This is a genomic window from Coprococcus sp. RTP21428st1_C9_RTP21428_210409, assembly GCF_040227395.1.
In the GTDB taxonomy this organism is placed as follows: domain Bacteria; phylum Bacillota; class Clostridia; order Lachnospirales; family Lachnospiraceae; genus Coprococcus; species Coprococcus aceti.
Genome location: NZ_JBEHVV010000022.1, coordinates 12,330 through 38,980 on the forward strand (window position 1 = coordinate 12,330; position 26,651 = coordinate 38,980).

Sequence of the window (26,651 nt, forward strand, 5' to 3'; positions counted from 1 at the left end):
CGGTAAGGTCGGCAAGGTAGAGTATGTAGACGAGAATGCAAAGTCCACAGCGACTGTAAAGGGCACCGCTGACAATTACCAGGTTGAGAGTCTGGGTTCACTGTATATGTCTCTCGCCGGCAAATTAACTATAGGCGGAGACTACACACTTGACAGAGAGGTGGAGGTAAAACAGCTTGAGATCCTCAAGGATTCAAAGCTGACCATCGCCGAGGGCGCAGCTCTTACAAATACGTCGACAGCGACAGTTACCGGTGATGTTGAGAACCTTGGCACATGGAATGTGGACGGCGCTCTGACTATGACAGGATCACTGGTCAACAGAGGTGCATGGAATCTGAAAGGAAATGTTCAGGCTTCAGCAACAGTAGATAACTACGGGTATATCACAGCAGCAAATAGTGAGAGGATCACCTTGAATACAAATGCAAAGCTCATCAACAGAGCTGATGCACAGTTTACATTTGGCAACCTCACAAACAGTGCAATGATCGTAAACTATGGTAATATGAAGCAGCTTGCATATACGTCAAGCCTTGGAAGCGGAAGCATACTTACCACAGTGATTCCGGATATGGTGTACGCACTGAAAAATTACAGCGTCATTTTCTACAAGCTTGATGTGGATTATCCTGCATATTGCTTCAAGGATGGCGATGCAAAGATAGAGAAGAGCTCATCGGCAACAAGATGTCAGAAGAAGTCAGGTGTTGACGGTGACGATGCACTCTATATACAGGGTGGCAAGTCGTTCTACATCACAATAGACGGTGAGCCGATAGATGGAATGGCGGTGGATTCAGTTGTATTTGGACCGGATGACACAGTCATGACTACAAGTAACAACCGTCTCTGGAGCGGCGTCATGACATATGAGCCGGCAACAGTTACGGTAAATATGGCAAAGCAGGAGGCCGTAAACATAACTCTCGCAAAGACAGAGGATACAGCTAAGGCGCAGGTTGGAAAGACAACCACAAAGGATGAGCCATTATATGATCTGACAGCCATAGAGATCCAGAATGATGAAGCGGTGGACAACGGATATGTGTCATACTCCCTTGCAAAGGGACAGACACTTCCGGCAGGACTTGTGATATACGATGGAAAGGTATATGGAACACCAAAGACTGCAAGTGCTGAGGCACAGACAGTCAAGTTCACGGTGAGAGGACAGAATCAGACAGTGGCTGAGTTCACACTGATCATATCCAGCGTGGAGAAGGGAATACCTTCATTTACTGCAGGAAAGGCGGGCGACGCATATGCCGGCAAGACCCTTGCGGATGTGGAGCTTCCAACATCGACAGCAGGAAAGTACATGTGGGCAGATGGAACACAGCAGGTAGGCAAGGCCGGAACAAGCGAGACCTACGATGCATACTTTGTTCCAGACGACACAGCAAACTATGACTGGAGCAAGATCGATACAGCAGAGGGAACATATGAGGAACTGGAAGACGGAAGTGTGAGAATTGCAGTGAAGCTTTCAGTGTATGTGAGAAAGCAGGATCCTGTATTTACAGTTCCGGAGAATGTCACAGCTACATACGGAGACACTGTTGGCAAGATACTCCTGCCTGAGACAGCAGGTGGAATGTTCATCTGGGAGAATGCAGATGAATCTGTGGGAGAGGTTGGAACAAAGACTTTCCTTGCAACATTTGTACCTGAAGATGAGGATGTATACGAGAGAGCAGAGCATGTGGAGATAACTGTTCAGATTCTTCCTGCAAATGCAGTATTTACTCAGGCGATAGATTCACTGAGTGCTAAGGAGAATATGACTCTTGCAGACATAGAGCTTCCAGAGCGCGAGGATGGAGTATACACATGGTATACAGACAGAACGACAAAGGTTGAGGATGGCAATACATACAAGCTTTGTTTCAAGCCTGCGGACACAGCAAATTATGACTGGACATCAGTTACAGGATGGAACAGGGCTTACAATGGAGTTGTATTCAATGTAAAGATCACCATCGAGAAAGAGCCGGAGCAGCATGTACACGATTACGGCAATAAGTACAAGAGCGACAGCAGATCTCACTGGTATCAGTGCTCATGTGGAGAGAAGTCAGGCCTGGCAAATCACACATGGGACAAGGGAGCGATAACGACCAAGCCTACAGACACAGCGGCAGGTAAGAAGACATTTACCTGTACCAAGTGTGGGTACAAGCGTTATGAGTCAGTAGCTGCCCTTGGAATAGACATAGGAAATTCCAAGAACAATGTGGTCGTAAGCGGTATAGAAAAGAATGGATATACATACACAGGATCACCTATCACTGTTAAATCGCTTGCGCTGAGGAGAGGCAAAACAACACTGAAGAATGGTGTGGATTACACCGTACAGTACAAGAACAACAAGAATATCGGTACAGCGACAGTAACGATCACAGGTAAGGGTAATTACAGAGGCTCCGTCAGCAAGACATTTGCTATCAAGGCTGGCAAGGGCAAGATATACAAAGTTGCGCAGAAGGGCGTGCCTGGCTATCTGAAATATAAGGTGACAAATGCCGCTTCAAATGGCAAGGGAACAGTGACACTTGTTGGAAGTACAAGCAAGAAGAGCGACAAGAAGTTCAAGTCACTCACGGTTGCATCCAGTGTCAAGATCGGTGGAGTGAACTTCAATGTTACGGCTGTAGGAGCGAAAGCATTTACAGGACGCAAATATCTCACCACGGTTGTGATCGGAGGAAACGTTAAGACCATAGGCGGTGCAGCATTCAGCAAGTGTGGAAAGCTTGGAAAAGTTACCATAAAGTCTACAAGGATAACGACTATCGGTAAGAATGCTTTCCGGGGTGTCAAGAGCAATGTGAAGATATATCTTCCTAAGAAGAAATATGACGCATATGCAAAGAAGCTCAAGGCGAAGGGAATGAACACTCCTAAGAAAGCTGTATACAAAAAGTCAAAATAAATGAAATGCGTTGACGCGTTGGCGGGACAGTCACAGATGATGTGGCTGTCCTGTTTTTTATGTGAAGATCGTTCTGGTGTAAAACCATGAGTGTAGTGACAGGAAAGATATAATCTGCTATACTGAACATATGTTTGCAAATATATGGAGGACTGTATGGATAATTTTATAGATGAACTGAATGAACAGCAAAAGGAGGCAGTGACCACCACAGAAGGGTATGTGCGCATAATTGCAGGAGCGGGAACCGGCAAGACAAAGGCGCTCACATACAGGTATGCGTATCTGGTGGATGAGCTTGGAATATCCACATCGAATATACTGTGTGTCACATTTACAAATAAAGCGGCGAGGGAGATGAGCAAACGTATCAGACAGATGATCGGGGACAGTGATACGGGATACATCTGCACATTTCACGGCTTCTGTGTGAAGCTTCTGAGGGAGGATATCCATGCCATCAATTATCCCCAGAACTTTGTGGTGATGGACAGCGAGGACACGGAGGATATACTCAAAACGGTGTACGAGAATGCCCATATACAGTCGAGAACATATACATTTGACATGGCCAGGGATCACATATCGGCGATGAAGAACGAGATGCAGCATATCGCATATTTGGCGGACATAAGCAACGACAGACTGCTGGCGGAATATGAGAAGGCTTCAGACATACCTGAAAAAGTATTTCTGGGATACCTGTACGAACAGAAGAAGGTGTATGGACTTGACTATGATGATCTCATAACCATTGCGCTCCACATCCTCAGAACCGATGCGGAGAAATGCCGCAAATGGCAGGAACGCATGATGTATGTCATGGTGGACGAGTTTCAGGATGTCAGCGGTAACCAGTATGCGCTGGCGGAGATACTCAGCGGTTATCACAGGAATCTGTTCATCGTGGGCGATCCGGATCAGACCATATATACGTGGCGCGGGGCAAGGATAGAGTACATACTGGAATTCGACAAGAACCATGAGAATACACAGACCATATTCCTCGACACGAATTATCGTTCAACTCCTGACATACTGGCGGTGTCCAACTCACTGATCGAGAAAAACAGGAACAGACTGCCCCACAGGCTTGTGGCTGTGAAACCGTCTGAGGCACGCCCTCTGTACGTACATTCCAGAACCACCGGGGATGAAGCCCAGTGGGTGACAAACGAGATAAAAAGACTGGTTGAGGCGGGCACAAAGTACAGTGACATAGCTGTTTTGTACAGGTCACATTTCGTGTCGAGAAGCATAGAGGAAGCATTTATCAAGACAAAGATCCCGTATATCCTCTACAGCGGAACGGAGTTCTACAAACGCAAGGAGATAAAGGATGTGCTGGCATATCTCAGGATGGTGGCATACGCGGATGATCTGTCATTTCGCAGGGTGATAAATGAACCAAAGCGGAACTTTGGCAAAAAGAGGATGTCGATGCTGAAGTCGTACTGTGAGACTCACAGATGCTCACTGTACAGCGGTCTTCAGGATCTTCTGGAGGAGAAGACTGTTAAGTCGACAGGTGCTTCAGCCTTTGTCGATATCATAGAAAATTTCAGGAGGACATACAAGGAGAAAAGTCTGTCAGACCTTGTGACAGAGCTTATGGCCGCCACGGGCTACGAGGCGATGCTCAGACAGGCGGGCGAACAGGAAAGGCTGGACAACCTGGCAGAGCTGAAGCAGTCGATAGACGAATATGAGAAGACCTCCGGTGAGGAGAATACGCTGGAGGAATATCTGCAGAGCATAGCTCTCTACACGAACAATGACAGGGAGAAGGACAAGGATTCTGTGACGATGATGACCATACACACCGCAAAGGGCCTGGAGTTCCCATATGTGTTCGTGTGCGGTGTAAATGAAGGCATATTCCCAAGCAAGCACGTGGACACTGAGGCGATGCTCGAGGAGGAACGACGCATGGCATACGTGGCATGCACCAGAGCGGAGCGCGGTCTGTACATCAGCGATGCCGAGGGGCTGAACTACGATGATTCTTTCAGATACCCGTCCCGGTTCATCTTCAACATATACCGGGAAGCAATCGACTACGTGAACGAGCTCCCGCAGCGCCTTGTCGACGACACCAAGAGCTACATAGCCGCAAATGAGAGCCGCTATATGCCGCTGGACACCGAGCTAAAGCCCGGAGACAGGGTGAGACACAAGGTGTTCGGCGAGGGCACGATAACCGGTATCAGGGGAGATATAGGGTGCTATGTGGTTAAGTTTGATAGGGTGGAGACGGAGAGAAACTTGAAGATTGGGGTGGGGCTTGAGAAGATTGGAAATCTATAAAGATTTTGATGGTGAGACGAGTATAGTATGAAGAATACTAGTGTAAATATAGAAAGTAATACTTGACACAATCAGAGGTAGAAAAGTAATATAATACTGTAGATTTGGCATATAAATGTTAGCTGTGCGGGTTAAATAACCTATAGAAATTTCTACTGTTGTAGATCCATTAGTACAATCCGTCTTGCACTTAGATGAGTATCCAAGTGTGAGTTATAGTATGTGTATATAAAAAAAGAGTAGAGGTATGTTAAGTGCCTTGAAATAAATTTCTACTGTGGTAGATTTAGTTAATGTAAAAAGTTTAACGCTGAATATGGCGTTATTCTTTTTTACTCAGATTAAATTCGAAATTACATTAACTAATAAAATTAGTGACAAACTCGTTGATGTATGTTATTATGTTATCATATTATATAGATTGATTTTAAGGGAGGAGTTATATGGTAGGTAATAAAATATCAAATTCGTTTGATTCGTTTACTGGAATCAACGCCTTAAGTAAAACGTTAAGAAATGAGTTAATTCCATCAGATTATACTAAGAGACATATTGCTGAGAGTGATTTTATTGCGGCTGATACAAACAAAAATGAAGATCAGTATGTAGCAAAAGAAATGATGGATGATTATTATCGCGATTTTATAAGTAAGGTTCTAGATAATTTACATGATATAGAATGGAAAAATTTGTTTGAATTAATGCATAAAGCGAAAATAGATAAAAGTGATGCAACTTCAAAAGAGTTGATAAAAATTCAGGATATGCTTCGTAAAAAAATAGGAAAAAAATTCTCTCAAGATCCTGAATATAAAGTCATGCTCAGTGCTGGTATGATAACAAAGATTTTACCAAAATATATATTGGAGAAATATGAAACTGATAGAGAAGACAGATTAGAAGCAATAAAAAGATTTTACGGATTCACAGTTTATTTTAAAGAATTTTGGGCAAGTAGACAAAATGTATTTTCTGATAAGGCAATAGCGTCATCTATATCATATAGAATCATACACGAGAATGCCAAAATATATATGGATAACCTGGATGCTTATAATAGAATAAAACAGATTGCTTGTGAAGAAATTGAGAAGATTGAAGAAGAGGCATATGTTTTTCTGCAAGGTGACCAGTTAGATGTGGTATATACCGAAGAAGCATATGGACGATTTATATCCCAGAGTGGAATAGATTTATATAATAATATATGTGGGGTTATTAATGCTCATATGAATTTATATTGCCAGAGCAAAAAATGCTCCAGATCAAAGTTTAAAATGCAAAAATTACATAAACAGATTTTATGTAAAGCAGAAACCGGGTTTGAAATTCCATTAGGCTTTCAAGATGATGCGCAAGTGATAAATGCGATTAATTCATTTAATGCTCTAATAAAAGAAAAAAATATTATATCACGTCTCAGAACTATAGGGAAAAGCATATCTTTATATGACGTAAATAAGATATATATTTCATCTAAAGCGTTCGAGAATGTCTCTGTATACATTGATCATAAATGGGATGTGATAGCTTCAAGCTTGTATAAGTATTTCTCGGAAATTGTCAAAGGAAATAAAGACAACAGGGAAGAAAAGATTCAGAAGGAAATTAAGAAAGTAAAGAGCTGTAGTCTGGGTGATTTGCAGAGACTGGTTAATTCATATTATAAAATAGATAGCACATGTTTGGAGCATGAAGTAACTGAATTTGTTACTAAAATAATAGATGAGATAGATAACTTTCAAATTACGGATTTTAAATTTAACGACAAAATTAGCTTGATTCAAAATGAACAGATTGTCATGGATATAAAAACATATCTTGATAAATATATGAGTATTTATCATTGGATGAAATCGTTTGTGATTGATGAGCTAGTTGATAAGGATATGGAGTTTTATTCAGAACTTGATGAACTTAATGAGGATATGTCGGAAATTGTGAATTTATATAACAAAGTGCGTAACTATGTTACACAGAAGCCTTATAGTCAGGAAAAGATAAAATTGAACTTCGGATCACCGACTCTTGCCGATGGATGGTCGAAATCAAAGGAATTTGATAACAATGCTATTATATTGATTCGTGATGAAAAAATATATTTGGCAATATTTAACCCAAGAAATAAACCAGCTAAGACTGTTATATCAGGACACGATGTTTGCAATTCTGAAACAGATTATAAGAAAATGAATTATTATTTGCTCCCTGGGGCAAGTAAGACTTTACCACATGTGTTTATTAAGTCTAGATTGTGGAATGAATCACATGGAATACCTGATGAAATATTGCGGGGATATGAGTTGGGTAAACACTTGAAATCATCGGTAAATTTTGATGTAGAATTCTGCTGGAAGCTAATTGATTATTATAAAGAATGTATAAGCTGTTATCCAAATTATAAGGCGTATAATTTTAAATTTGCTGATACAGAATCGTACAATGATATATCAGAATTCTATAGAGAAGTGGAGTGTCAGGGATATAAGATTGACTGGACATATATAAGTTCAGAAGATGTAGAACAACTTGATCGTGATGGTCAAATATATCTGTTTCAAATCTATAATAAAGACTTTGCACCGAATAGTAAAGGAATGGATAATCTTCATACGAAGTACCTCAAAAATATATTTAGCGAAGACAATCTTAAAAACATAGTTATAAAATTGAACGGAGAGGCAGAATTATTTTATAGAAAATCAAGTGTCAAGAAAAAAGTAGAACATAAAAAGGGTACGATTTTAGTCAATAAAACATATAAGGTTGAGGATAACACTGAAAACAGTAAAGAAAAAAGAGTTATTATTGAATCAGTACCAGATGATTGCTATATGGAACTTGTTGATTATTGGAGAAATGGTGGTATCGGAATTCTTTCAGACAAAGCTGTTCAATATAAGGACAAAGTATCTCATTATGAAGCTACTATGGATATAGTCAAGGATCGCAGGTATACAGTAGATAAGTTTTTTATACATTTGCCTATAACTATCAATTTCAAAGCAGATGGAAGAATTAATATAAATGAAAAGGTACTCAAGTATATAGCGGAAAATGATGAGCTTCATGTGATTGGAATTGATAGAGGAGAAAGAAATCTCCTTTATGTGTCAGTAATTAATAAAAAGGGAAAGATTGTTGAGCAGAAGTCTTTCAATATGATAGAAAGCTATGAAACTGTAACAAATATAGTTAGAAGATATAATTATAAAGACAAACTGGTCAACAAAGAAAGTGCCCGGACAGATGCGAGAAAAAATTGGAAAGAAATTGGAAAGATAAAAGAAATAAAAGAGGGATACTTGTCACAGGTAATTCATGAAATATCGAAGATGGTGTTGAAATATAATGCAATCATTGTTATGGAAGATCTAAATTATGGATTTAAACGAGGTAGGTTTAGGGTTGAACGTCAGGTATACCAGAAATTTGAGAATATGTTGATATCTAAACTGGCATACTTGGTAGATAAAAGTCGAAAAGCCGATGAACCAGGAGGTGTACTAAGAGGGTATCAGCTTACGTATATTCCAGATTCTTTAGAGAAACTTGGTAGCCAGTGTGGAATCATATTCTATGTACCTGCTGCGTATACATCTAAGATTGATCCGTTAACAGGCTTTGTAAATGTATTCAATTTTAGAGAATATTCTAATTTTGAAACAAAATTGGATTTTGTTAGATCATTAGACAGTATACGATATGATACAGAGAAGAGATTGTTTTCAATATCATTTGATTATGACAACTTTAAAACACATAATACCACTCTGGCAAAAACGAAGTGGGTTATATATTTACGAGGCGAGCGTATAAAAAAGGAACATACATCTTACGGGTGGAAGGATGATGTTTGGAATGTGGAAAGTAGAATTAAAGACTTGTTTGACAGTTCACATATGAAATACGATGATGGACATAATTTAATTGAAGATATTCTTGAATTAGAATCGAGTGTACAGAAGAAGCTGATCAATGAATTGATAGAAATAATAAGGTTGACTGTTCAACTTCGTAACAGTAAGTCAGAGAGATACGATAGGACAGAAGCTGAATACGACAGAATAGTATCGCCAGTTATGGATGAAAATGGACGGTTTTATGATTCGGAAAATTATATTTTCAATGAAGAAACAGAGTTACCAAAGGATGCAGATGCTAATGGTGCATATTGCATTGCATTAAAAGGTCTGTACAATGTCATAGCCATAAAGAATAACTGGAAAGAAGGAGAGAAATTCAACAGAAAATTGTTAAGTCTAAATAATTATAACTGGTTCGATTTTATACAAAATAGAAGGTTTTAAGAATGGATGATATCATATTAATATCAACTCTAAATGATTTTATATTTTGTCCGGTGTCAATATACTTTCATGGGCTTTATGGTTATTCAGATATACTGACGTATCAGTCGAAATCACAACTGAATGGCACTAAGGCTCATGAAACTGTTGATCATGGTAATTATTCAACAAGAAAAGAAATACTAACAGGCATAGATGTATATTCGGAGAAATATCGTATAATTGGTAAAATTGATGTATATGATTCAAGAAAAAGAATGCTGATAGAGAGAAAAAAGCATGTGAATAAGATTTATGACGGATATGTATTTCAATTATATGGGCAGTACTATTCAATGGTGGAGATGGGGTATACTGTGGATTTTTTAAAAATTCACAGCATAGATGATAATAAGAATTATAATATTGCTTTGCCAGAGAATGATTTAGATATGAAGCAGAAATTTGAAAATTTGATATGTACTATGAGAACTTTTGATATGAATGGATTTGTTCAAGACAATGCTCAGAAATGCTCTAATTGTATATATGAAGATGCTTGTGACAGGTCGGCAAGTAGAGGTGACTAAGTATGTTAAGTGCTAATGATTTCAGCAAGAAACAAATTATTTTTATGTTTCCCAAGGAAGGCGATAAACTTACGTTTTCTAATGACAATATTGTAGTAAAGGACAAAGCAGGGAAGACTAAATATCAATCAACATGTTATAGATTGTTTATGTTGTGTATAGTAGGAAATATATCAATAACAAGTGGGCTTATACAACGGAGTAAGAAGTTTGGCTTTTCGATTTGCTTAATGAGTATGACATTTAAGGTGTATGAGGTTATAGGTGCAAGAATGGAGGGAAATACCTTATTAAGAAAGCATCAATATACTTATGAAGGTACTGAGATAGGTATAAGAATTGAGAAAAACAAAATAATTAATCAATCAGAGACGTTGAGAAAAATAAGAGTAAAGAATCAATATATTAAAGAAGGAATTGCTTTATTGGATAGTTTGTCGGACTCTTTGTGCGAAAATATGGATTATTTGACAGTGATGGGGATAGAAGGGAATGCAGCAAAAGTGTATTTCCCAAGAATGTTTGATAATGTTAATTGGAATGGTAGAAAACCCCGAATAAAGAATGATTACATAAATGTTACACTGGATATAGCATATACTATGTTATTCAATATCGTTGATGCGATGTTGCAAGTGTATGGATTTGACACTTATTATGGGGTATTCCATAAATGCTTTTATATGAGGAAATCTCTTGTGTGTGATCTGATGGAGCCGATGAGGCCTATAGTGGATTATGCAATACGAAAAGCAATTAATTTAGGACAGTGCAAAAAAGAAGATTTCGATTTATATGGCAGTAGATGGTATTTGCAGATGAAATATAATGCTACATATATACAGTTTATTATGGCAGCGATACTCGATTACAAGGACGATATATTCTTATATATACAAAAATATTATAGATTTTTTATGAAAATGAAAAGTGTAGAACAGTTTCCTAGTTTCGAGTTACATTAGATGGGAGCGAATATGGTTATAGTTAGTTATGATATATCAGATGATAAACTTAGGACAAAGTTTTCAAAGTATTTATCACGATTTGGACATAGATTGCAGTATTCGGTATTTGAAATTGACAATAGTCAGAGAATAATAGAGAATATAGTTACAGATATAAGCAATAAGTTTGAAAAAAGTTTTACTCAGGAGGATAGTGTTATGATATTTAAAATGTCCTCAAATTGTGAGGTGTTAAGATTTGGGTATGCTAAAAATGACGAAAAGGATTTTATTGTTATTCAATAATGCAAACCTTGGTCTTTATAATCAATAATAAATAGGTTACTTAATATATATGGGTAAAATAAATAAAAAAATAATCAAATATGATGGTTGCAAGACAGAAAATTGTGTAAAAACACAAAAATGGGGTTAAGTAACCTATAGTAATTTCTACTGTTGTAGATTAAATAGCCTTTCGTGTTGCCGCGCTGTTAAGTAACCTATAGTAATTTCTACTGTTGTAGATATCTATTAGTACCCTTAAAAGCATGATGTTAAGTAACCTATAGTAATTTCTACTGTTGTAGATAAGACAGAGCTGGAGCACCACCGCTAGTTAAGTAACCTATAGTAATTTCTACTGTTGTAGATTCATCCTGTTCTAATCTCCTATCCATGTTAAGTAACCTATAGTAATTTCTACTGTTGTAGATCTGTATTGAAAGTCATATGGAGCTACTCGTTAAGTAACCTATAGTAATTTCTACTGTTGTAGATTTTACCCTCCAATAACCATACATGGAGGTTAAGTAACCTATAGTAATTTCTACTGTTGTAGATTTAATTGTGACGTTGACCCAAACAAAGTTAAGTAACCTATAGTAATTTCTACTGTTGTAGATTTAGCAAGTATTATATCCATGTCGGCTGTTAAGTAACCTATAGTAATTTCTACTGTTGTAGATTTATACTGTATTAAGGAGGGCAGATTGTTAAGTAACCTATAGTAATTTCTACTGTTGTAGATCAATGTCATTCTCCCAGATCAGCTTGGTTAAGTAACCTATAGTAATTTCTACTGTTGTAGATTAGTCTTACACACGTTATAATTAGCTGGTTAAGTAACCTATAGTAATTTCTACTGTTGTAGATACAGTATACCATATACGCGGGGTGCGCGGTTAAGTAACCTATAGTAATTTCTACTGTTGTAGATAAATCAATGAAGATATACATAAGCGGTAGTTAAGTAACCTATAGTAATTTCTACTGTTGTAGATAATGCTGTTACACTTAGAACAAGATTGTTAAGTAACCTATAGTAATTTCTACTGTTGTAGATGATGGCAATACCGTGTTGACCAAGGCAAGTTAAGTAACCTATAGTAATTTCTACTGTTGTAGATAATCTGAAGAGTATTCAACACCTGCTTGTTAAGTAACCTATAGTAATTTCTACTGTTGTAGATGGTTTATACGTCTTACAGATATGCCCGTTAAGTAACCTATAGTAATTTCTACTGTTGTAGATTCTCCATGTATTGGTACTTATCAGGAAGCGTTAAGTAACCTATAGTAATTTCTACTGTTGTAGATCAAAGTCGTTGGTAGTGCGTATCGGTAGTTAAGTAACCTATAGTAATTTCTACTGTTGTAGATCCGAACTGCCTTGTTGACTCCCTGAGAGTTAAGTAACCTATAGTAATTTCTACTGTTGTAGATGAGCACCTATGCATCCATTGTAAAAATGGTTAAGTAACCTATAGTAATTTCTACTGTTGTAGATAGCATCTTTCTAAATCACAATATTCTTGTTAAGTAACCTATAGTAATTTCTACTGTTGTAGATCATAATCAAAGCCACAGAGGGCACAGACGTTAAGTAACCTATAGTAATTTCTACTGTTGTAGATATACACAAAGAGAGCATATTCACAGCGTTAAGTAACCTATAGTAATTTCTACTGTTGTAGATACGAACTTACTACTATATGTCCGACTTGTTAAGTAACCTATAGTAATTTCTACTGTTGTAGATTTTCTCCTTCTGGTGGCGCTCTTTGCAGTTAAGTAACCTATAGTAATTTCTACTGTTGTAGATTATAACAACTTTGTTCGCAGAGCCATAGTTAAGTAACCTATAGTAATTTCTACTGTTGTAGATTTTTATATGAGCGTCCTACCAATGGTAGTTAAGTAACCTATAGTAATTTCTACTGTTGTAGATACAAATGTAATTGACTACATCAAGGAGGTTAAGTAACCTATAGTAATTTCTACTGTTGTAGATAGACTGTGCTTAATGCAGGTTTTAACGTTAAGTAACCTATAGTAATTTCTACTGTTGTAGATAATGTCTCCACCCATCTTGATAGAGAAGTTAAGTAACCTATAGTAATTCCTACTGTTGTAGATATTTCCCTGTAACACTTCATTGAGAGTTAAGTAACCTATAGTAATTTCTACTATTAGTAGATATGGATATATAGTGGAATCGTTGGGGAATAAAACAATAGATTTCACAAGTTATAATAAAGCGTTAATGAATAATATTGCTGCATAACAAGGAGAAGTAATTGATCTTAAATGTAAATAAATTTATATAGGGGAAGCGATGGGCAAAAGAAAAAATAGAAAGTATGGCAACAAGCAAAGTGATGTCAAGAAGGATAGGGAAAAAGACATTGAACTTTACGCTGAAGCACTATATTTGGCTTTGAAAAAATATGATGAAGAAAGTAAAGCAAATTCATATAATATCATTAAAGATACAGACGAAAAAGAAAAGTCTAGACAAGTAAGAACCGCGTTAAGAATAGTTTTTCTGCCATTCTTGAGTAATAAAAAAATAATAACACAGGGGAAAATATATATAGAATTACTTGGTTGTATTGTCTCTATTGTAATTAGCTTACTTGGATGGATAATTTGGCTTGCAGGTATACTGGTGATTATAGCCAGTTCTGTAAATATAAATAATATAGGACTATTCCGTACGATAATATTTGTATTTATGGGAATAGTCTTGCTTGTAATAGGAGGAAGTACAATTTTTGCTGGTAGAAAATTTGAAGAAGAGACTGATAGTACAGATATATATGCTTATACGTCAAGCATAATTGCTTTATTGAGTTTTATATTAGCAATTATAGCATTAGTTATTTCGTATAGATAAGTTGGTATAAGACGATGTAAGAAAATAACTAAAAATGTAATGAAGAATGATACTGATATGTTGAAGCCTGGAAAGGTAAGATTTTAATGAGAAAGCGAATTTATGAGATAATAGAGATTGCAAATGATGATGACAAGTTAAGCGCACTATACGATATGTTTATGATGATTGTGATATGTGCAAGTATCATCCCTCTGTGTTTTAAAGAACAGAATAATTATTTGAACATAATTGATAAGGTTACAGTTACTATATTTGTTATTGATTATCTTTTGAGATGGTTTACAGCAGACTTTAAACTTTCGAAGTATAAGTATCGAGCCTTTGTTATTTATCCGTTTTCACCTATGGCGATTATTGATTTGTTATCTATTTTGCCATCTGTAACTATTCTGAACTCTGGGTTTAGACTATTCAAATTATTTAGGTTGATACGAACCTTCCGTATATTGAGGTTTGTGAGATATTCCAAAAGTATTAGAATAATAGTTGAAGTCCTGAAGAAAGAAAAGAGCATTTTGATGGCTGTGTGTTATTTGGCATTTGGGTACATAATAGTATCAGGACTTATTATGTTTCAGGTCGAGCCAGAAAGTTTTAATTCGCTGTTTGATGCATTATATTGGTCGACCACTGCACTTACTACTGTAGGCTACGGTGATATATACCCGGTTACTGTATTTGGAAAGCTGGTAAGTATGGTATCATCTATAGTCGGTATAGCAGTAGTGGCGTTACCGGCAGGAGTTATAACTGGTGGTTATATTGACGTGATAAAAAGTGAAAAAGATAACGATTGAGACCTGTTGTAGGAGGACTTCCCCATGCACATATACATAGACGCCGACGCCTGCCCCGTAGTAGGCATAGCAGAAGACATAGCAACAAAATACAACATCCCGGTAACGCTTTTATGCGATACGAACCATGTCCTCACATCTGATTACAGCGAGGTTATCGTTGTCGGTGCTGGAGCGGATGCGGTGGATTACAAGCTGATAAGCATTTGCCATAGAGGTGATATAGTTGTTACTCAGGATTATGGCGTGGCTGCAATGGCGCTGGGAAAAGGTGCATTTGCGATACACCAATCGGGAAAGTGGTATACAAATGAGAATATCGATCAGATGCTTATGGAGAGACACCTGAACAAGAAGGCGCGGAGGGCGTCAAGCAGGAATCACATGAAGGGTCCAAGGAAGAGAACCGATGAGGATGACCAGAGATTTGCGGAGTCATTTGAGAAACTGCTCCGGAAAGTCAAGGAACTATAGATGAACATGAATGGGGGATGAGAGAATCGCACTCTCACCACCCGGATTTACGAAAGGAAGGTATTGTTATGGAGAAAGTAGTTGAATTTTTAAAGAATGCGGTAGCTACATTTTCATCATTTACACATGAACCGGAAGAGGTCAGATTTTAATGGATGATAAAAATACAAACAGAACAATAGAATACTACAACACACATGCTGACAGATATTCCGAGATAACCAGAAATGCAGACATGTCGGACATATACAAGCGCTTTGAGGAACATCTCAAGCCGGGCAGCAGGATTCTTGATCTTGGCTGCGGCAGTGGTCGTGACAGCAAATATTTTCTGGACAAGGGATACAAGGTTGTATCTCTGGATGCGTCTGAGGCTATGTGCAGGAAAACTCAGGAGCTGACGGGAAAAGCGGCTGTGCATATGCGCATTGAGGACATGAACTATGAGAATGAATTTGACGCTGTGTGGGCATGTGCTTCGCTGCTCCATGTTGCCAAGAGCGATATGCACAAGATCCTTGAGAAGGCTATGAAGGCGCTCAGGGTCGGCGGGGTATTGTATGCTTCGTGGAAGTACGGCAAGAGTGAACGGACGCGGGATGATGGAAGAACATTTGCCAATTATACCGAGACAAAGGTTTGTGATATGGTGTATTCGGTTTCTGGCGCGGCCCTTGAGGATGTATGGACGAGTCAGGATGTGAGACCTGATAGGACAGGTCAGGGACATTTGTGGGTAAATGTTCTGGTGAAGAAGACCAGAGTTGTCATAACTGAGAAGGAGTTCCTGAATATTTTCTGGAAGCAATACCAGATCATTGAGAAGGATGTCCGGATCAGTTCTGAGTATGTGGATATCCACAAGAGCAACTTCTCGACATTTTCAAGCAGATACATAAATATGTTCCTGAATATCTGCAGCAATATAGACTCTCTGATAGAGATATATTGCAAGATAGTCGAGGAGGATGATTACAGGAAAAAGTACAGCATACATGACAGGCTTACTCCTGTGCTTAGAAAATTCCCGGATATCCGTCTGGATGCGGTGAGGATGATAGATACTTTTGAAGATATCGAGCTGAAGCCGTTCAGTGCGTTTGTGGGTGACCGGATCGCAGATTGGTGGAATGACTATAATCTGGTGAAACATGCCAGAAGTGACAGGAACGAGAAGACTGGAATGTATAATTTCCAGCGGGCAAATCAGAAGAATGTGCTGACGGCGATGGCAGCGTATTTTATCGTGTGCAACCGTATATATGAGGAGATATGCGAGATCTCGGCAACACCGAAGAGGCTTCTCAAGTCAAAAATATTCCTGTACGTGAAGAATGGTGAGTAGATAAGGAAAGGTAATAGACCATGGTAAAACAGATAGTAAGAGATCAGATGTTTCTCAGCCAGAAGTCATCTCCGATGACGACTATGGATGCGGGGATCATAGCAGATATGCAGGACACATTAGCGGCAAATCAGGCGAGGTGCGTCGGCATGGCGGGCAACATGATCGGATATAAGAAGAGGATAATCATCGTCAGTATGGGATTTGCCAATGTTGTCATGCTGAATCCGGTTCTTCTGTCAAAGTCGGGGGATTACGAGACAGAGGAGGGATGTCTGTCTCTGGACGGCACGAGAAAGGTGACAAGGTATAGAGACATAGAAGTAGAGTTTCAGGATGCATCATTTGCAAAAAAGCGTATGAAGTTCAACGGATATATAGCCCAGATAGTGCTCCATGAGATGGATCACCTTGAGGGGCGAATAATTTAGGAGAGTTTATGGAATCAAAAGACGGAACATGGATTATGTATGGCGTTTCAGAGGATGATCCGGAGTGCCTGCACACGGTGGACGAACTTATCGGATATATAGAGGAAGTGGGATTTCTGCCTCTTTTCCGCAATGAGATACCTGGATTTTCAGTGGAGGAGCGAACCACGGAGAAATACTGGTGGAGTGAGGATGCGCAGAGGGATCCTTGGGTGTGGCGCGAGATCATAGCCAGAAGAGGCGATATTGCATACGGCAAATTTTTCCACAATAAGGCGGGATTTATCTCAAAGAAATGGTTCCCGTATTTTGCAAATTATAGAAGAGCTGGATATGATTTCGATGCCAGATGGGATGATGAGCTTGCATCATTCAGACAGAAGAAAATCATGGATCTGTTCATGGATGACCGGATAGACGAGGAGAGCGATGCGGAATTTGCAGCAGAAAAGCTGGATAGTATGTACAATACAGAACTTTTTTCATTCGATATAAAGAAGCTTGCCGGATTTGGCAAGGGCGGAGAGAAAGGCTTTGAGGGTACGATGACACAGCTCCAGATGCAGACATACCTGTGCGCATGTGACTTCAGAAAACGGTTGAACAAGAAGGGCGCGGAATACGGATGGAATGTGGCTGTGTATTCCATGCCGGAGAAGCTGTGGGGATATGACTACGTGACGTCCGCATATGGTGAGAGCCCTGAGGAATCGTGGGAGAGGATAGTGAAGCATATGGATGATATCTACCCGATTGCCACAGAGAAACAGATAAAGAAAGTCTTAAAGTAGAGACGGTATACAGAAAACTCTAATTCAAAAGTTTACATCAAAAGTTTACACATAACATTACATATATCTTTACATATGTGTTTACATATGTTATGTTTATATGCAAGTCAGGTTATAAAGAATAATATGATGACTACTTGAAGAGGAGAAATGATGAACACTGTATATGATGTTATTATTGTTGGAACTGGCGCTGCAGGCTTGTTCTGTGCGTTGAATTTTCCAGAGACAAAAAAGGTCTGTATTATCACAAAAAGGCGGGCTGATGAGTCCGATTCTTTTTTGGCCCAGGGTGGCATATGTATGTTGCGGGGTGAGGAAGACTACGAAGATTATTTTGAAGACACCATGAGAGCCGGTCATTATGAGAACAATAAAAAGACAGTCGATCTGATGATCAGATCATCGAATCTTGTTATCAGAGAATTGATAAGGCTTGGAGTTAGATTTGAGAGAGATGAGAGCGGAAAGCTTGCCTTCACCAAGGAGGGAGCTCACAGCCAGCCAAGAATATTGTTCCACGAGGACATTACCGGCAAAGAGATTACATCCACTTTGCTGGAGTGTGCAAAGAAGAAATCCAATATCGAGATATATGAGTATACGACTATGCTCGACATCATCTGCAATGACAATGCCTGTGGTGGCGTGGTTATAGCTGATGAGGCGAAGAACATAAGCATACTTAGATCCAACAACGTTGTATTGGCGTGTGGTGGGATCGGAGGCATATATAAGAACTCAACAAATTTTGCCCATATAACAGGTGATGCCATAGCAATTGCCTTAAAACATGGTGTAGAGGTAGAGAATCTGAATTATGTACAGATCCACCCGACGACACTGTTTAGCCGGAATAAGGGAAGAAGATTTTTGATATCTGAATCTGTGAGAGGCGAAGGCGCATGGCTTCTTAACAAGGCGGGCGAAAGGTTTACAGATGAACTGCAGCCTCGTGATGTAGTCAGCCATGCAATATGGAAACAGATGGAGATAGATGGAACGGAGCATGTGTGGGAAGATCTGAGACCGCTTGGAAGAGATGTGATCTTGCAGCATTTTCCACATATATACAAGCAGTGCAAGGATGAAGGATATGATGTGCTTGTTGAACCGATACCGGTTGTGCCGGCTCAGCATTACCACATGGGCGGAGTGAAGGCAGATCTTGCCGGAAGGACATCCATGGAAGGATTGTATGCGGTAGGAGAAGCCGGATGTAATGGAGTGCATGGCAGAAACAGACTGGCAAGCAATTCGTTACTTGAGTCGCTTGTATTTGCACAGAGGGCGGCAGATGATATCATGTTCAGCAGAGAGCACAGAGGCTGCGGAGAAGAGAATATAGATCTGTCTGAATATGAAGATATAGATGGTTTGTTTAGAGAATATAAGAATATAGTTTTGACAGAAACGGAAAGAAGAGGCTGAGAATGAATCAGATAACAATGAAATTGAATGCGGACAAGCTTATAATGATGGCTTTACAGGAGGATATCACAAGTGAGGATGTATCCACAAATGCGGTGATGCCAAAGGCACAGAAAGGAAAAGTAGACCTGATATGCAAGCAGGATGGAATCATTGCAGGACTTGATGTATATGCAAGAGTATTTACCCTCTTAGATGACAGCACTGAGGCTGAGTTCTTCTGCAAAGATGGCGATGAGGTGAAGGCTGGACAGCTTATGGGAATTGTGACTGGTGATATCAGGGTTCTTCTCTCTGGAGAGAGGGTTGCGCTTAATTATCTGCAGCGTATGAGTGGCATAGCTACGTATACCCATGAGGTTGCAGAACTTCTTAAAGGAAGCAAGACTACTCTGCTGGATACCAGAAAGACCACGCCTAATTGCCGTATATTTGAGAAGTATGCAGTCAGAGTCGGCGGAGGCAGCAATCACAGATACAATTTGTCGGATGGAGTATTACTTAAGGATAATCATATAGGCGCTGCGGGAAGTATAACCAATGCAGTGAGAATGGCAAAGGAGTATGCACCATTTGTCCGCAAGATAGAGGTTGAAGTTGAGACACTGGATCAGGTAAAAGAGGCTGTTGAAGCGGGAGCCGATATCATTATGCTTGACAATATGACAACGGATCAGATGAGGGCTGCGATTGATTTGATCGATGGACGTGCGGAGACAGAATGTTCAGGCAATGTTACAAAAGAGAACATAGAGAGACTGATATCATTGGGAGTGGATTATATATCAAGCGGTGCGCTTACACATAGCTCACCTATAATGGATATATCGATGAAAAATCTTCATGCGGAGGGATAAAGTGAGGGCAAAAGAGAGAAGGGAAAGGATACTTGACATTGTGAAGAATTCAGATGTCCCTGTTCCGGCAAATAAGCTTGCGTCAGAATTCGATGTCAGTAGACAGATAATAGTGCAGGACATTGCAGTGATCAGGGCGGCTGATGATGGCATAATTGCAACTAACAGGGGTTATATATACAAGAATGAATCAAAATGTCAGAGAGAGTTTAAAGTAAAACATGGTTATGACAGGACTGAGGAAGAACTCACGATCATAGTTGATTATGGCGGTGTTGTAAAGAATGTAAGTATAAGTCATACAGTGTACAATCGTGTTACTGCAAAGATGAATATTGCTTCCAGATACGACGTGGCAAAATTTATGAAAAAATTGGAAAACAGCCAGTCGTCCCTGCTTGGAAATGCTACGAACGGATATCATTACCATCTGATAGAGGCTCCAAGTGAAGAGATCCTGGACAACATAGAGCAGAAGCTCGATGAGACAGGCTTCCTTGTTCCGTGGCAGGAGTGGGAGAAATAATACAAAATGATTTGGAGAGAATAAAATGACGATAAAAGAGATACAGGAAGAGATAATCAGACTGAAGAAAGAGAAAGATTTCTGCATACTGGCACATGCTTATCAGGGACATGAGATTCTTGAAGTTGCAGATTATATGGGAGATTCATATGGACTTAGCGTAGAGGCGAGCAAGGATTCCCGCAAAAATATAATAATGTGTGGTGTGCGTTTTATGGCGGAGACATGTAAGATATTGTCCCCTGATAAGAATGTGTACCTGCCTAATCCTGAAGCCGGATGTCCGATGGCTGAGCAGATGAACCTTGAAACGCTGGATGAGATGAAGAAGAAGTATCCGGGATATGCGGTTGTCGCCTATATAAATACGACATCTGAATTGAAAACTGCCTGTGATGTATGTGTGACATCCTCATCAGCAGTGCAGATCTGCAGCAAGCTTGATAACGACAAGATTCTTTTTGTTCCAGATCCGAATCTTGGAAACTATGTTCAAAAGCAGATGCCGGAAAAGGAATTTGCATTTTTTAACGGCGGATGTCCTAGACATCTTGCGGTTACCCTAGATGATGCTTTGAAGGCAAAAGAGTTACATCCACATGCGGAACTTCTTGTCCATCCTGAGTGCAGGCCGGATGTAGTTGCAGAGGCTGATTATGTAGGTTCAACCACAGGAATTATGGCATATGCCAGAAAGTCAGAGAAAAAAGAATTTATCATCGGTACAGAGCACAGTATTGTGGAGCATCTTCAGTATGAGTGCCCTGACAAAATGTTCTATCCAATTTCTTCAAAGCTGATGTGCCATAATATGAAGCTTACTACCCTGGTTGACATATTGAATGTATTAAAGGGCACAGGTGGCGAAGAGATAGTCCTTTCTGATGAGGTGATGGAGGGAGCTTCCCGCTGCATCAACAGAATGATCGCGCTTGGATAACGAGGTGTGGATTATTATCCAGAGCAGTGGGACATATCCATGATCGATGAGGATATGGACAATATCGTAGAGCTTGGATGCAATGTCATCCGTATAGCGGAGTTTGCATGGCATATCATGGAGAAGACGGAGGGGCAGTATGACTTTTCGTTCTTCGATCATGTCATCAGCAAGGCAAAGGAGAAGGGGCTTCATGTGATACTTGGAACCCCGACAGCGACTATTGCTTAATTATATAAAATACGGTTGCTTATTAGTTCATTAAGCGACCGTATTTTTTTGTACCTGTGTTATAATGTTATAAAAGTGTATAATATTATTTGCAAATTATGATCAGCCAGACTGGCTGGAGTATAGGAGGACATGATGGGTATTGTTGAATTAAAAAATGATAAGATCGCTATAAAGGTGAATACTCACGGTGCAGAGCTTGTGAGCCTGAAGAGTATCGAGACAGACAGAGAATACATGTGGTGCGGTGATGCTGAATATTGGGGAAGAGTTTCTCCTGTGCTGTTTCCATTTGTGGGAAAGCTCGAAGGACAGCGTTACAGACATAACGGGGTGGTTTATGAGAATATACCTCAGCACGGATTTGCAAGGGACAGCGAGTTTGTAGTGGCTGGCCAGACTGGTGATACACTGCTGTTTGTGCTTGAGAAGAATGATACATGGCAGAAGAGCTATCCGTTTGATTTTAGTCTTTGTATAGGATACAGACTTGAAGGTTCATCTGTACATGTTATGTGGACCGTTGTGAATGAGGGAACTGACACGATTCATTTTTCTATAGGTGCCCATCCTGCATTTGCATGTGAGGGAGGCATCGGCGGTTATTCTCTGGATATGCACACAGGTAAGAACGAGATTGAATGTGGTCTTTTGACAGCAAATGGAGTTCTTGGAGATAGAACAGTTACGCACAGACTGACAGATGGAGTCTTAAGGCTACGTGATGAGATGTTTGATGAGGATGCCCTGATCATGGATGGTAAGGGTATAAATACGATTACATTAAGGAACTCATCTGATGCGCCGGTTTTGCAGTTGAGATTTGATGTGCCGCAGATAGGCATATGGTCTCCTGCAAAGAAACATGCGCCATTTGTCTGCATAGAGCCTTGGTTTGGCAGGTGTGACCGCGAGGGATATGACGGAGATCTGGCGGACCGTGAGTATTCAAACAGTCTTGAGGCTGGCCATTCGTTCAGCAAGGAGTATGTCATCGACATACTATAATGGAAAACATATCATGTGTCAGATTAAGATATAGCAGAATATAATTTGTAAGCAGGGCGGGACATCCTATTGGTGAGATGTCCCGCCCTGTTTGTTATGTTTCATAATACATTAATGTAAAATCTATGTAAAAGGTGCCTGACCCCATTGTTGTTCCTTTTTGTAGAGTGCTGAAAATACTACTTGACATATAATACTATGTGACGTATAGTATACTGCGTAAGGAGGTATAGCGATGGATATACAATTGAAGAGAGGGATGCTCGACGTGTGTGTGCTTGCGGCCATCAAGGACGAGGATTCCTATGGATATCAGATCATCAAAGACATGAAGCCGTATGTGACGATATCAGAGTCCACACTCTATCCTATCCTCAGAAGACTTGAGGCGGGAGCGCTGCTCACGGTTCATTCCGTGGAGCACAACGGAAGACTCAGAAAGTATTATCATATTACGGATGCCGGAAGAGCCAGGATAGAAGAGTTCAAGGAAGAGTGGAAGGAACTGGAATCCATATACAGATTTATTGTGAAGGAGGAAGTCAGAGATGAACAAACAGGAATATCTTGAGTGGATAAGAAGCAGGATTAGTGCGATGCCGGCTGATGATGTGAACAGGTTTATGGATTACTATAGCGAGATGATAGATGACCGCGTGGAGGACGGCCTTTCCGAGGAGGAGGCTGTGGCAGATATGGGGTCACCTGATGCAGCAGTGGAGCAGATACTTGAAGATATGCCGCTTACAAAGCTTGTGAAGGAGAAGATCAAGCCAAAGCACGAGCTCAAGGCATGGGAGGTCGTACTCATAGTACTTGGTTCTCCGGTGTGGATACCACTTCTCATTACAGCGGCGGTATTGTTGCTCACACTGTGGATAGTTGCATTTGCACTTCTTATATCATTCTATGCTGTGGTGCTCAGCTTTGTGGTGGCGGGAATCGGCGGATTGATATGTACCATACCTCTGTTCGTGGCCCACAGCCCTTACACAGCAGTTCTCATGCTCGGAGCAGCACTCATAGGAGTTGGTATAGCGATATTGTTTGTTGTATCGGTTAAGCCTGTTACGGTTGGTATATTTAAGGTCTGCAAGGCCAGTGTGAATGGAATAAAGAGAATGTTTGTAAAGGAGAAATAGTCATGAGTAGAACAAAGAAAGCTGTTATTGTTGCATCGGTCATGATCGTGGCAGGCATTATCACTGTGATCTCAGCACTTGCTGTAAATGGATTCAGATGGCCGAATGTGACAGTTAATCTGGCCCACATGACATCGGAGCCGGTGAACTACGTAAAGAAGACTGTTGATATAAAAGATAAATTCACTGCAATTGATGTAAAAAGCGCATCAGATGTGGATGTTGCCGTGAAGAAGGCGAGTGGAGATACAAGTTATGTGGAGTATTATGACAGTGAGAATCTGACGCATCATGTAGATATATCAGATGGTGTGCTCAGGATAACCGCAGACGACAGCAGGAACGCAGCATTTAACATTTCCATTGGTGTGTACTCTGGAGCATGGCCATCCGTGACGGTGTATCTGGCTGGTACGGAGTACGATGATCTGAAGATTGTGACCAGCAGTGGTGACGTGGATATGGAATATTATCTGGCAATAGGTAATATCGATATAGAGGCCGCCAGCGGCGATTTGATCGTAAATGGTGCAAATGCAGATGCTCTGACGGTGGCGACCAGCAGTGGTGACATTAAGCTTGACAGTGTATCGTCAAAGGATACAAGAATATCAGCAAACAGTGGTGACGTCAGTCTTGGTGATGTGGTGATGGATAATATTGATCTGAAGACCTCCAGTGGCAATATCACATCTGGCAGTATAAAGGCAAAACGTATAAACGGTCGTGCGTCAAGTGGTGACGTAATGATTAGAGACTGTGATGCTTCTGAGATCAATGTCGTGACAACCAGTGGAGATGTATCGATCGGCATTGGCTCAGAAATGAAGTATGAATACAATACAAAGACATCCAGCGGTGATGTAAATGTACCGGACTCGGTTGAGGGAGCAGATGGAAAGTGCAATATCGAGACTAGTAGCGGAGATATTGATGTCACACAGTAAGTCGTAACTGAATACATTTGAAAATTGGTTCAAGGCAGGTCTTCTGAAATGGAATGACCTGCCTTGAGTTGTATTTAGGCTAAATTAAAGTTAATTAATGAAATAAAATGTCGGTAAAGGCCTCTGCTTATTGTGGATTCACGCTAAAAATGGTATCTTTAATATGTATATATATTTATACGGAAGAAAATATCAGGGAGAGTAAAGGATGAGTGCATTTGCATTGAGACTTGCAGTATTACCTTCGGTGTTACTGCTGTTATTTGTAGTCAGAAGAAATAAGAATAGCAGGGATCCAATGAGCCTGCTAGTATGGCTTGCGGTTCTGGGAGCTGTCAGCACGATACCGGCAGTAGTCGTGGAGCTGGTTGGGGGCGTATTGTTATACTACATGGGATTGGAATCCGGAACGGCGGTTTATGAGCTGGTCAACTGCTTCTTTATAGTGGCGATGATCGAGGAACTGGGCAAATTCCTTGGAATGTTAATACTTACATGGAAAAATAAGAACTTTGACCACAGCTATGACGGCGTTATATATGGCGTGTGCTCGTCGCTCGGATTTGCAACACTGGAGAATATCCTGTATGTATTCCAGGGTGGAATAGGACTCGGAATTCTGAGGGCTGTGACAGCAATCCCACTTCACTGCTCATGCGGCGTTATCATGGGATATTTCTACTCAAAGGCGAGAGAGAATGCGAACAAGGGCGAGGGTGCCGCAGGCAATATGCTGATAGCGTATTTTAGCGCCATGGGAATACACGGACTGTATGATTTTGTGTTGTCGATTGATGACACCAGCGTGATCCTGTGCATACTGGTTCTGATCCTGTCTGTGGTTTTGATGTTCCTGCTCATATCCCATGCGGCAAAGAACGATCATATCATAGCGGTAAATCCTATATGGGTGAATCCGTATAACTTCAGATATATACCTATGTGTGGATATAATCAGCCAAATATGTACGGACAGAACATGCAGTACAATCAGCCAAATGTATATGGCAAGCGGCAGAACACCTTCCAGCCAAATGCATACGGCCAGACGGATCAGTACAATAATCAGCAGAGTGGCTATGGCCGGCAGCCTCGGTATGGTCAGCAGAGTGGCTATGGCCAGCAGCCTCGGTATGGTCAGCAGAATGGTTACGGTCAGCGGCCGGGGCAGTACAACCAGCCGGGCAGCTATACTCAACAGCCAGGACAGTACAATCAGCCGTCAAGTGGCTATGGTCAGCCACAGCGGTACGATCAGCAGAATGGCTACAGCCAGCAGACCCAGTATGGCCGGCAGTCACAGCAGAATAATCAGTATAGCGGCTACGGTCAGCCGCCACATTACGGTCAGTCGTCACAGTATGATCCGCAGAACACATACAGACAGTAATAAAATATTTATATAGAGGAGAACAGGCAAATGTTATTGATAAAGAATGGAAGAGTCATTGATCCGGTCACCCATACAGACGAGGTCATGGA

23 protein-coding genes and 1 CRISPR repeat array are annotated in these 26,651 nt (G+C 40.2%); all 23 genes read left to right on the forward strand.

The window, feature by feature from the left end:
* Positions 1-2,935: leucine-rich repeat protein (locus tag ABUA34_RS06215; protein ID WP_349823014.1), on the forward strand; the 2,935-nt coding region annotated here is incomplete at its 5' end.
* A gap of 156 nt (positions 2,936-3,091) precedes the next feature.
* On the forward strand, positions 3,092-5,242 hold the full coding sequence (locus ABUA34_RS06220) for an ATP-dependent helicase (RefSeq protein ID WP_349823015.1): 2,151 nt from the start codon (positions 3,092-3,094) through the stop codon (positions 5,240-5,242).
* Between the two features lie 443 nt (positions 5,243-5,685).
* Positions 5,686-9,552 carry a type V CRISPR-associated protein Cas12a/Cpf1 gene (gene cas12a, locus ABUA34_RS06225; RefSeq protein WP_238050211.1) on the forward strand — a complete coding sequence of 1,289 codons (3,867 nt, stop codon included), beginning with the start codon at positions 5,686-5,688 and terminating at the stop codon, positions 9,550-9,552.
* A 2-nt stretch (positions 9,553-9,554) separates the two neighbouring features.
* A complete protein-coding gene (gene cas4, locus ABUA34_RS06230) occupies positions 9,555-10,121 on the forward strand; it encodes a type V CRISPR-associated protein Cas4 (protein WP_349823016.1) in 567 nt (188 codons plus the stop codon).
* A 2-nt stretch (positions 10,122-10,123) separates the two neighbouring features.
* Entirely contained in the window at positions 10,124-11,086 is a 963-nt protein-coding gene (cas1, locus tag ABUA34_RS06235; protein ID WP_349823017.1) for a type V CRISPR-associated endonuclease Cas1, read from the forward strand.
* A gap of 12 nt (positions 11,087-11,098) precedes the next feature.
* The gene (cas2, locus tag ABUA34_RS06240) at positions 11,099-11,374 is read left to right on the forward strand and encodes a CRISPR-associated endonuclease Cas2 (RefSeq protein WP_117874291.1); all 276 of its coding nucleotides are present in this window, start codon (positions 11,099-11,101) and stop codon (positions 11,372-11,374) included.
* 125 nt (positions 11,375-11,499) lie between these two features.
* Positions 11,500-13,547: direct repeats of the CRISPR family, unit length 36 nt; unit sequence GTTAAGTAACCTATAGTAATTTCTACTGTTGTAGAT.
* 138 nt (positions 13,548-13,685) lie between these two features.
* On the forward strand, positions 13,686-14,246 hold the full coding sequence (locus ABUA34_RS06245; RefSeq protein ID WP_238050213.1) for a hypothetical protein: 561 nt from the start codon (positions 13,686-13,688) through the stop codon (positions 14,244-14,246).
* 155 nt (positions 14,247-14,401) lie between these two features.
* A complete protein-coding gene (locus ABUA34_RS06250) occupies positions 14,402-15,046 on the forward strand; it encodes an ion transporter (protein WP_349823030.1) in 645 nt (214 codons plus the stop codon).
* Positions 15,047-15,070: 24 nt separating this feature from the next.
* Positions 15,071-15,520 carry a YaiI/YqxD family protein gene (locus ABUA34_RS06255; RefSeq protein WP_349823018.1) on the forward strand — a complete coding sequence of 150 codons (450 nt, stop codon included), beginning with the start codon at positions 15,071-15,073 and terminating at the stop codon, positions 15,518-15,520.
* Between the two features lie 17 nt (positions 15,521-15,537).
* Positions 15,538-15,672, forward strand: coding sequence for a hypothetical protein (locus tag ABUA34_RS06260; RefSeq protein WP_349823019.1), 135 nt, complete (start codon positions 15,538-15,540; stop codon positions 15,670-15,672).
* Positions 15,672-16,865, forward strand: coding sequence for a class I SAM-dependent methyltransferase (locus ABUA34_RS06265; RefSeq protein WP_349823020.1), 1,194 nt, complete (start codon positions 15,672-15,674; stop codon positions 16,863-16,865). The genes ABUA34_RS06260 and ABUA34_RS06265 overlap by 1 nt, the downstream gene beginning before the upstream one ends.
* Before the next feature lie 20 nt (positions 16,866-16,885).
* Entirely contained in the window at positions 16,886-17,296 is a 411-nt protein-coding gene (locus ABUA34_RS06270; protein WP_349823021.1) for a peptide deformylase, read from the forward strand.
* A gap of 8 nt (positions 17,297-17,304) precedes the next feature.
* Positions 17,305-18,087 carry an AlkZ-related protein gene (locus ABUA34_RS06275; RefSeq protein ID WP_349823022.1) on the forward strand — a complete coding sequence of 261 codons (783 nt, stop codon included), beginning with the start codon at positions 17,305-17,307 and terminating at the stop codon, positions 18,085-18,087.
* 150 nt (positions 18,088-18,237) lie between these two features.
* The gene (locus ABUA34_RS06280; protein WP_161171844.1) at positions 18,238-19,518 is read left to right on the forward strand and encodes an L-aspartate oxidase; all 1,281 of its coding nucleotides are present in this window, start codon (positions 18,238-18,240) and stop codon (positions 19,516-19,518) included.
* A gap of 2 nt (positions 19,519-19,520) precedes the next feature.
* Entirely contained in the window at positions 19,521-20,375 is an 855-nt protein-coding gene (nadC, locus tag ABUA34_RS06285; protein ID WP_349823024.1) for a carboxylating nicotinate-nucleotide diphosphorylase, read from the forward strand.
* 1 nt (position 20,376) lies between these two features.
* Positions 20,377-20,901, forward strand: coding sequence for a transcription repressor NadR (locus ABUA34_RS06290; protein WP_349823025.1), 525 nt, complete (start codon positions 20,377-20,379; stop codon positions 20,899-20,901).
* Between the two features lie 25 nt (positions 20,902-20,926).
* Entirely contained in the window at positions 20,927-21,841 is a 915-nt protein-coding gene (gene nadA, locus ABUA34_RS06295) for a quinolinate synthase NadA (RefSeq protein ID WP_349823026.1), read from the forward strand.
* A 6-nt stretch (positions 21,842-21,847) separates the two neighbouring features.
* Positions 21,848-22,072 (forward strand): beta-galactosidase, encoded by a 225-nt coding sequence (locus ABUA34_RS06300; RefSeq protein ID WP_070097446.1) that lies wholly within the window; start codon positions 21,848-21,850, stop codon positions 22,070-22,072.
* Positions 22,073-22,207: 135 nt separating this feature from the next.
* Positions 22,208-23,080: an aldose 1-epimerase family protein gene (locus ABUA34_RS06305; RefSeq protein ID WP_349823027.1), complete on the forward strand. Its 873-nt coding sequence runs from the start codon at positions 22,208-22,210 to the stop codon at positions 23,078-23,080.
* A 235-nt stretch (positions 23,081-23,315) separates the two neighbouring features.
* Entirely contained in the window at positions 23,316-23,651 is a 336-nt protein-coding gene (locus ABUA34_RS06310; protein ID WP_022216808.1) for a PadR family transcriptional regulator, read from the forward strand.
* Positions 23,629-24,222 (forward strand): DUF1700 domain-containing protein, encoded by a 594-nt coding sequence (locus ABUA34_RS06315; protein WP_349823028.1) that lies wholly within the window; start codon positions 23,629-23,631, stop codon positions 24,220-24,222. Before ABUA34_RS06310 ends, ABUA34_RS06315 begins: the two co-directional genes overlap by 23 nt.
* A 2-nt stretch (positions 24,223-24,224) precedes the next feature.
* On the forward strand, positions 24,225-25,169 hold the full coding sequence (locus ABUA34_RS06320; RefSeq protein ID WP_349823029.1) for a DUF4097 family beta strand repeat-containing protein: 945 nt from the start codon (positions 24,225-24,227) through the stop codon (positions 25,167-25,169).
* Positions 25,170-25,377: 208 nt separating this feature from the next.
* Entirely contained in the window at positions 25,378-26,559 is a 1,182-nt protein-coding gene (locus tag ABUA34_RS06325; protein ID WP_055280029.1) for a PrsW family intramembrane metalloprotease, read from the forward strand.
* Positions 26,560-26,651: the final 92 nt, after the last annotated feature.

Coding starts and splice junctions, on each gene's coding strand:
- ABUA34_RS06220 (WP_349823015.1), top strand. CDS start 3,092: ATGGATAATTTTATAGATGAACTGAATGAACAGCAAAAGGAGGCAGTG.
- cas12a (WP_238050211.1), top strand. CDS start 5,686: ATGGTAGGTAATAAAATATCAAATTCGTTTGATTCGTTTACTGGAATC.
- cas4 (WP_349823016.1), top strand. CDS start 9,555: ATGGATGATATCATATTAATATCAACTCTAAATGATTTTATATTTTGT.
- cas1 (WP_349823017.1), top strand. CDS start 10,124: ATGTTAAGTGCTAATGATTTCAGCAAGAAACAAATTATTTTTATGTTT.
- cas2 (WP_117874291.1), top strand. CDS start 11,099: ATGGTTATAGTTAGTTATGATATATCAGATGATAAACTTAGGACAAAG.
- ABUA34_RS06245 (WP_238050213.1), top strand. CDS start 13,686: ATGGGCAAAAGAAAAAATAGAAAGTATGGCAACAAGCAAAGTGATGTC.
- ABUA34_RS06250 (WP_349823030.1), top strand. CDS start 14,402: ATGTTTATGATGATTGTGATATGTGCAAGTATCATCCCTCTGTGTTTT.
- ABUA34_RS06255 (WP_349823018.1), top strand. CDS start 15,071: ATGCACATATACATAGACGCCGACGCCTGCCCCGTAGTAGGCATAGCA.
- ABUA34_RS06260 (WP_349823019.1), top strand. CDS start 15,538: ATGAGAGAATCGCACTCTCACCACCCGGATTTACGAAAGGAAGGTATT.
- ABUA34_RS06265 (WP_349823020.1), top strand. CDS start 15,672: ATGGATGATAAAAATACAAACAGAACAATAGAATACTACAACACACAT.
- ABUA34_RS06270 (WP_349823021.1), top strand. CDS start 16,886: ATGGTAAAACAGATAGTAAGAGATCAGATGTTTCTCAGCCAGAAGTCA.
- ABUA34_RS06275 (WP_349823022.1), top strand. CDS start 17,305: ATGGAATCAAAAGACGGAACATGGATTATGTATGGCGTTTCAGAGGAT.
- ABUA34_RS06280 (WP_161171844.1), top strand. CDS start 18,238: ATGATGAACACTGTATATGATGTTATTATTGTTGGAACTGGCGCTGCA.
- nadC (WP_349823024.1), top strand. CDS start 19,521: ATGAATCAGATAACAATGAAATTGAATGCGGACAAGCTTATAATGATG.
- nadA (WP_349823026.1), top strand. CDS start 20,927: ATGACGATAAAAGAGATACAGGAAGAGATAATCAGACTGAAGAAAGAG.
- ABUA34_RS06305 (WP_349823027.1), top strand. CDS start 22,208: ATGGGTATTGTTGAATTAAAAAATGATAAGATCGCTATAAAGGTGAAT.
- ABUA34_RS06310 (WP_022216808.1), top strand. CDS start 23,316: ATGGATATACAATTGAAGAGAGGGATGCTCGACGTGTGTGTGCTTGCG.
- ABUA34_RS06315 (WP_349823028.1), top strand. CDS start 23,629: ATGAACAAACAGGAATATCTTGAGTGGATAAGAAGCAGGATTAGTGCG.
- ABUA34_RS06320 (WP_349823029.1), top strand. CDS start 24,225: ATGAGTAGAACAAAGAAAGCTGTTATTGTTGCATCGGTCATGATCGTG.
- ABUA34_RS06325 (WP_055280029.1), top strand. CDS start 25,378: ATGAGTGCATTTGCATTGAGACTTGCAGTATTACCTTCGGTGTTACTG.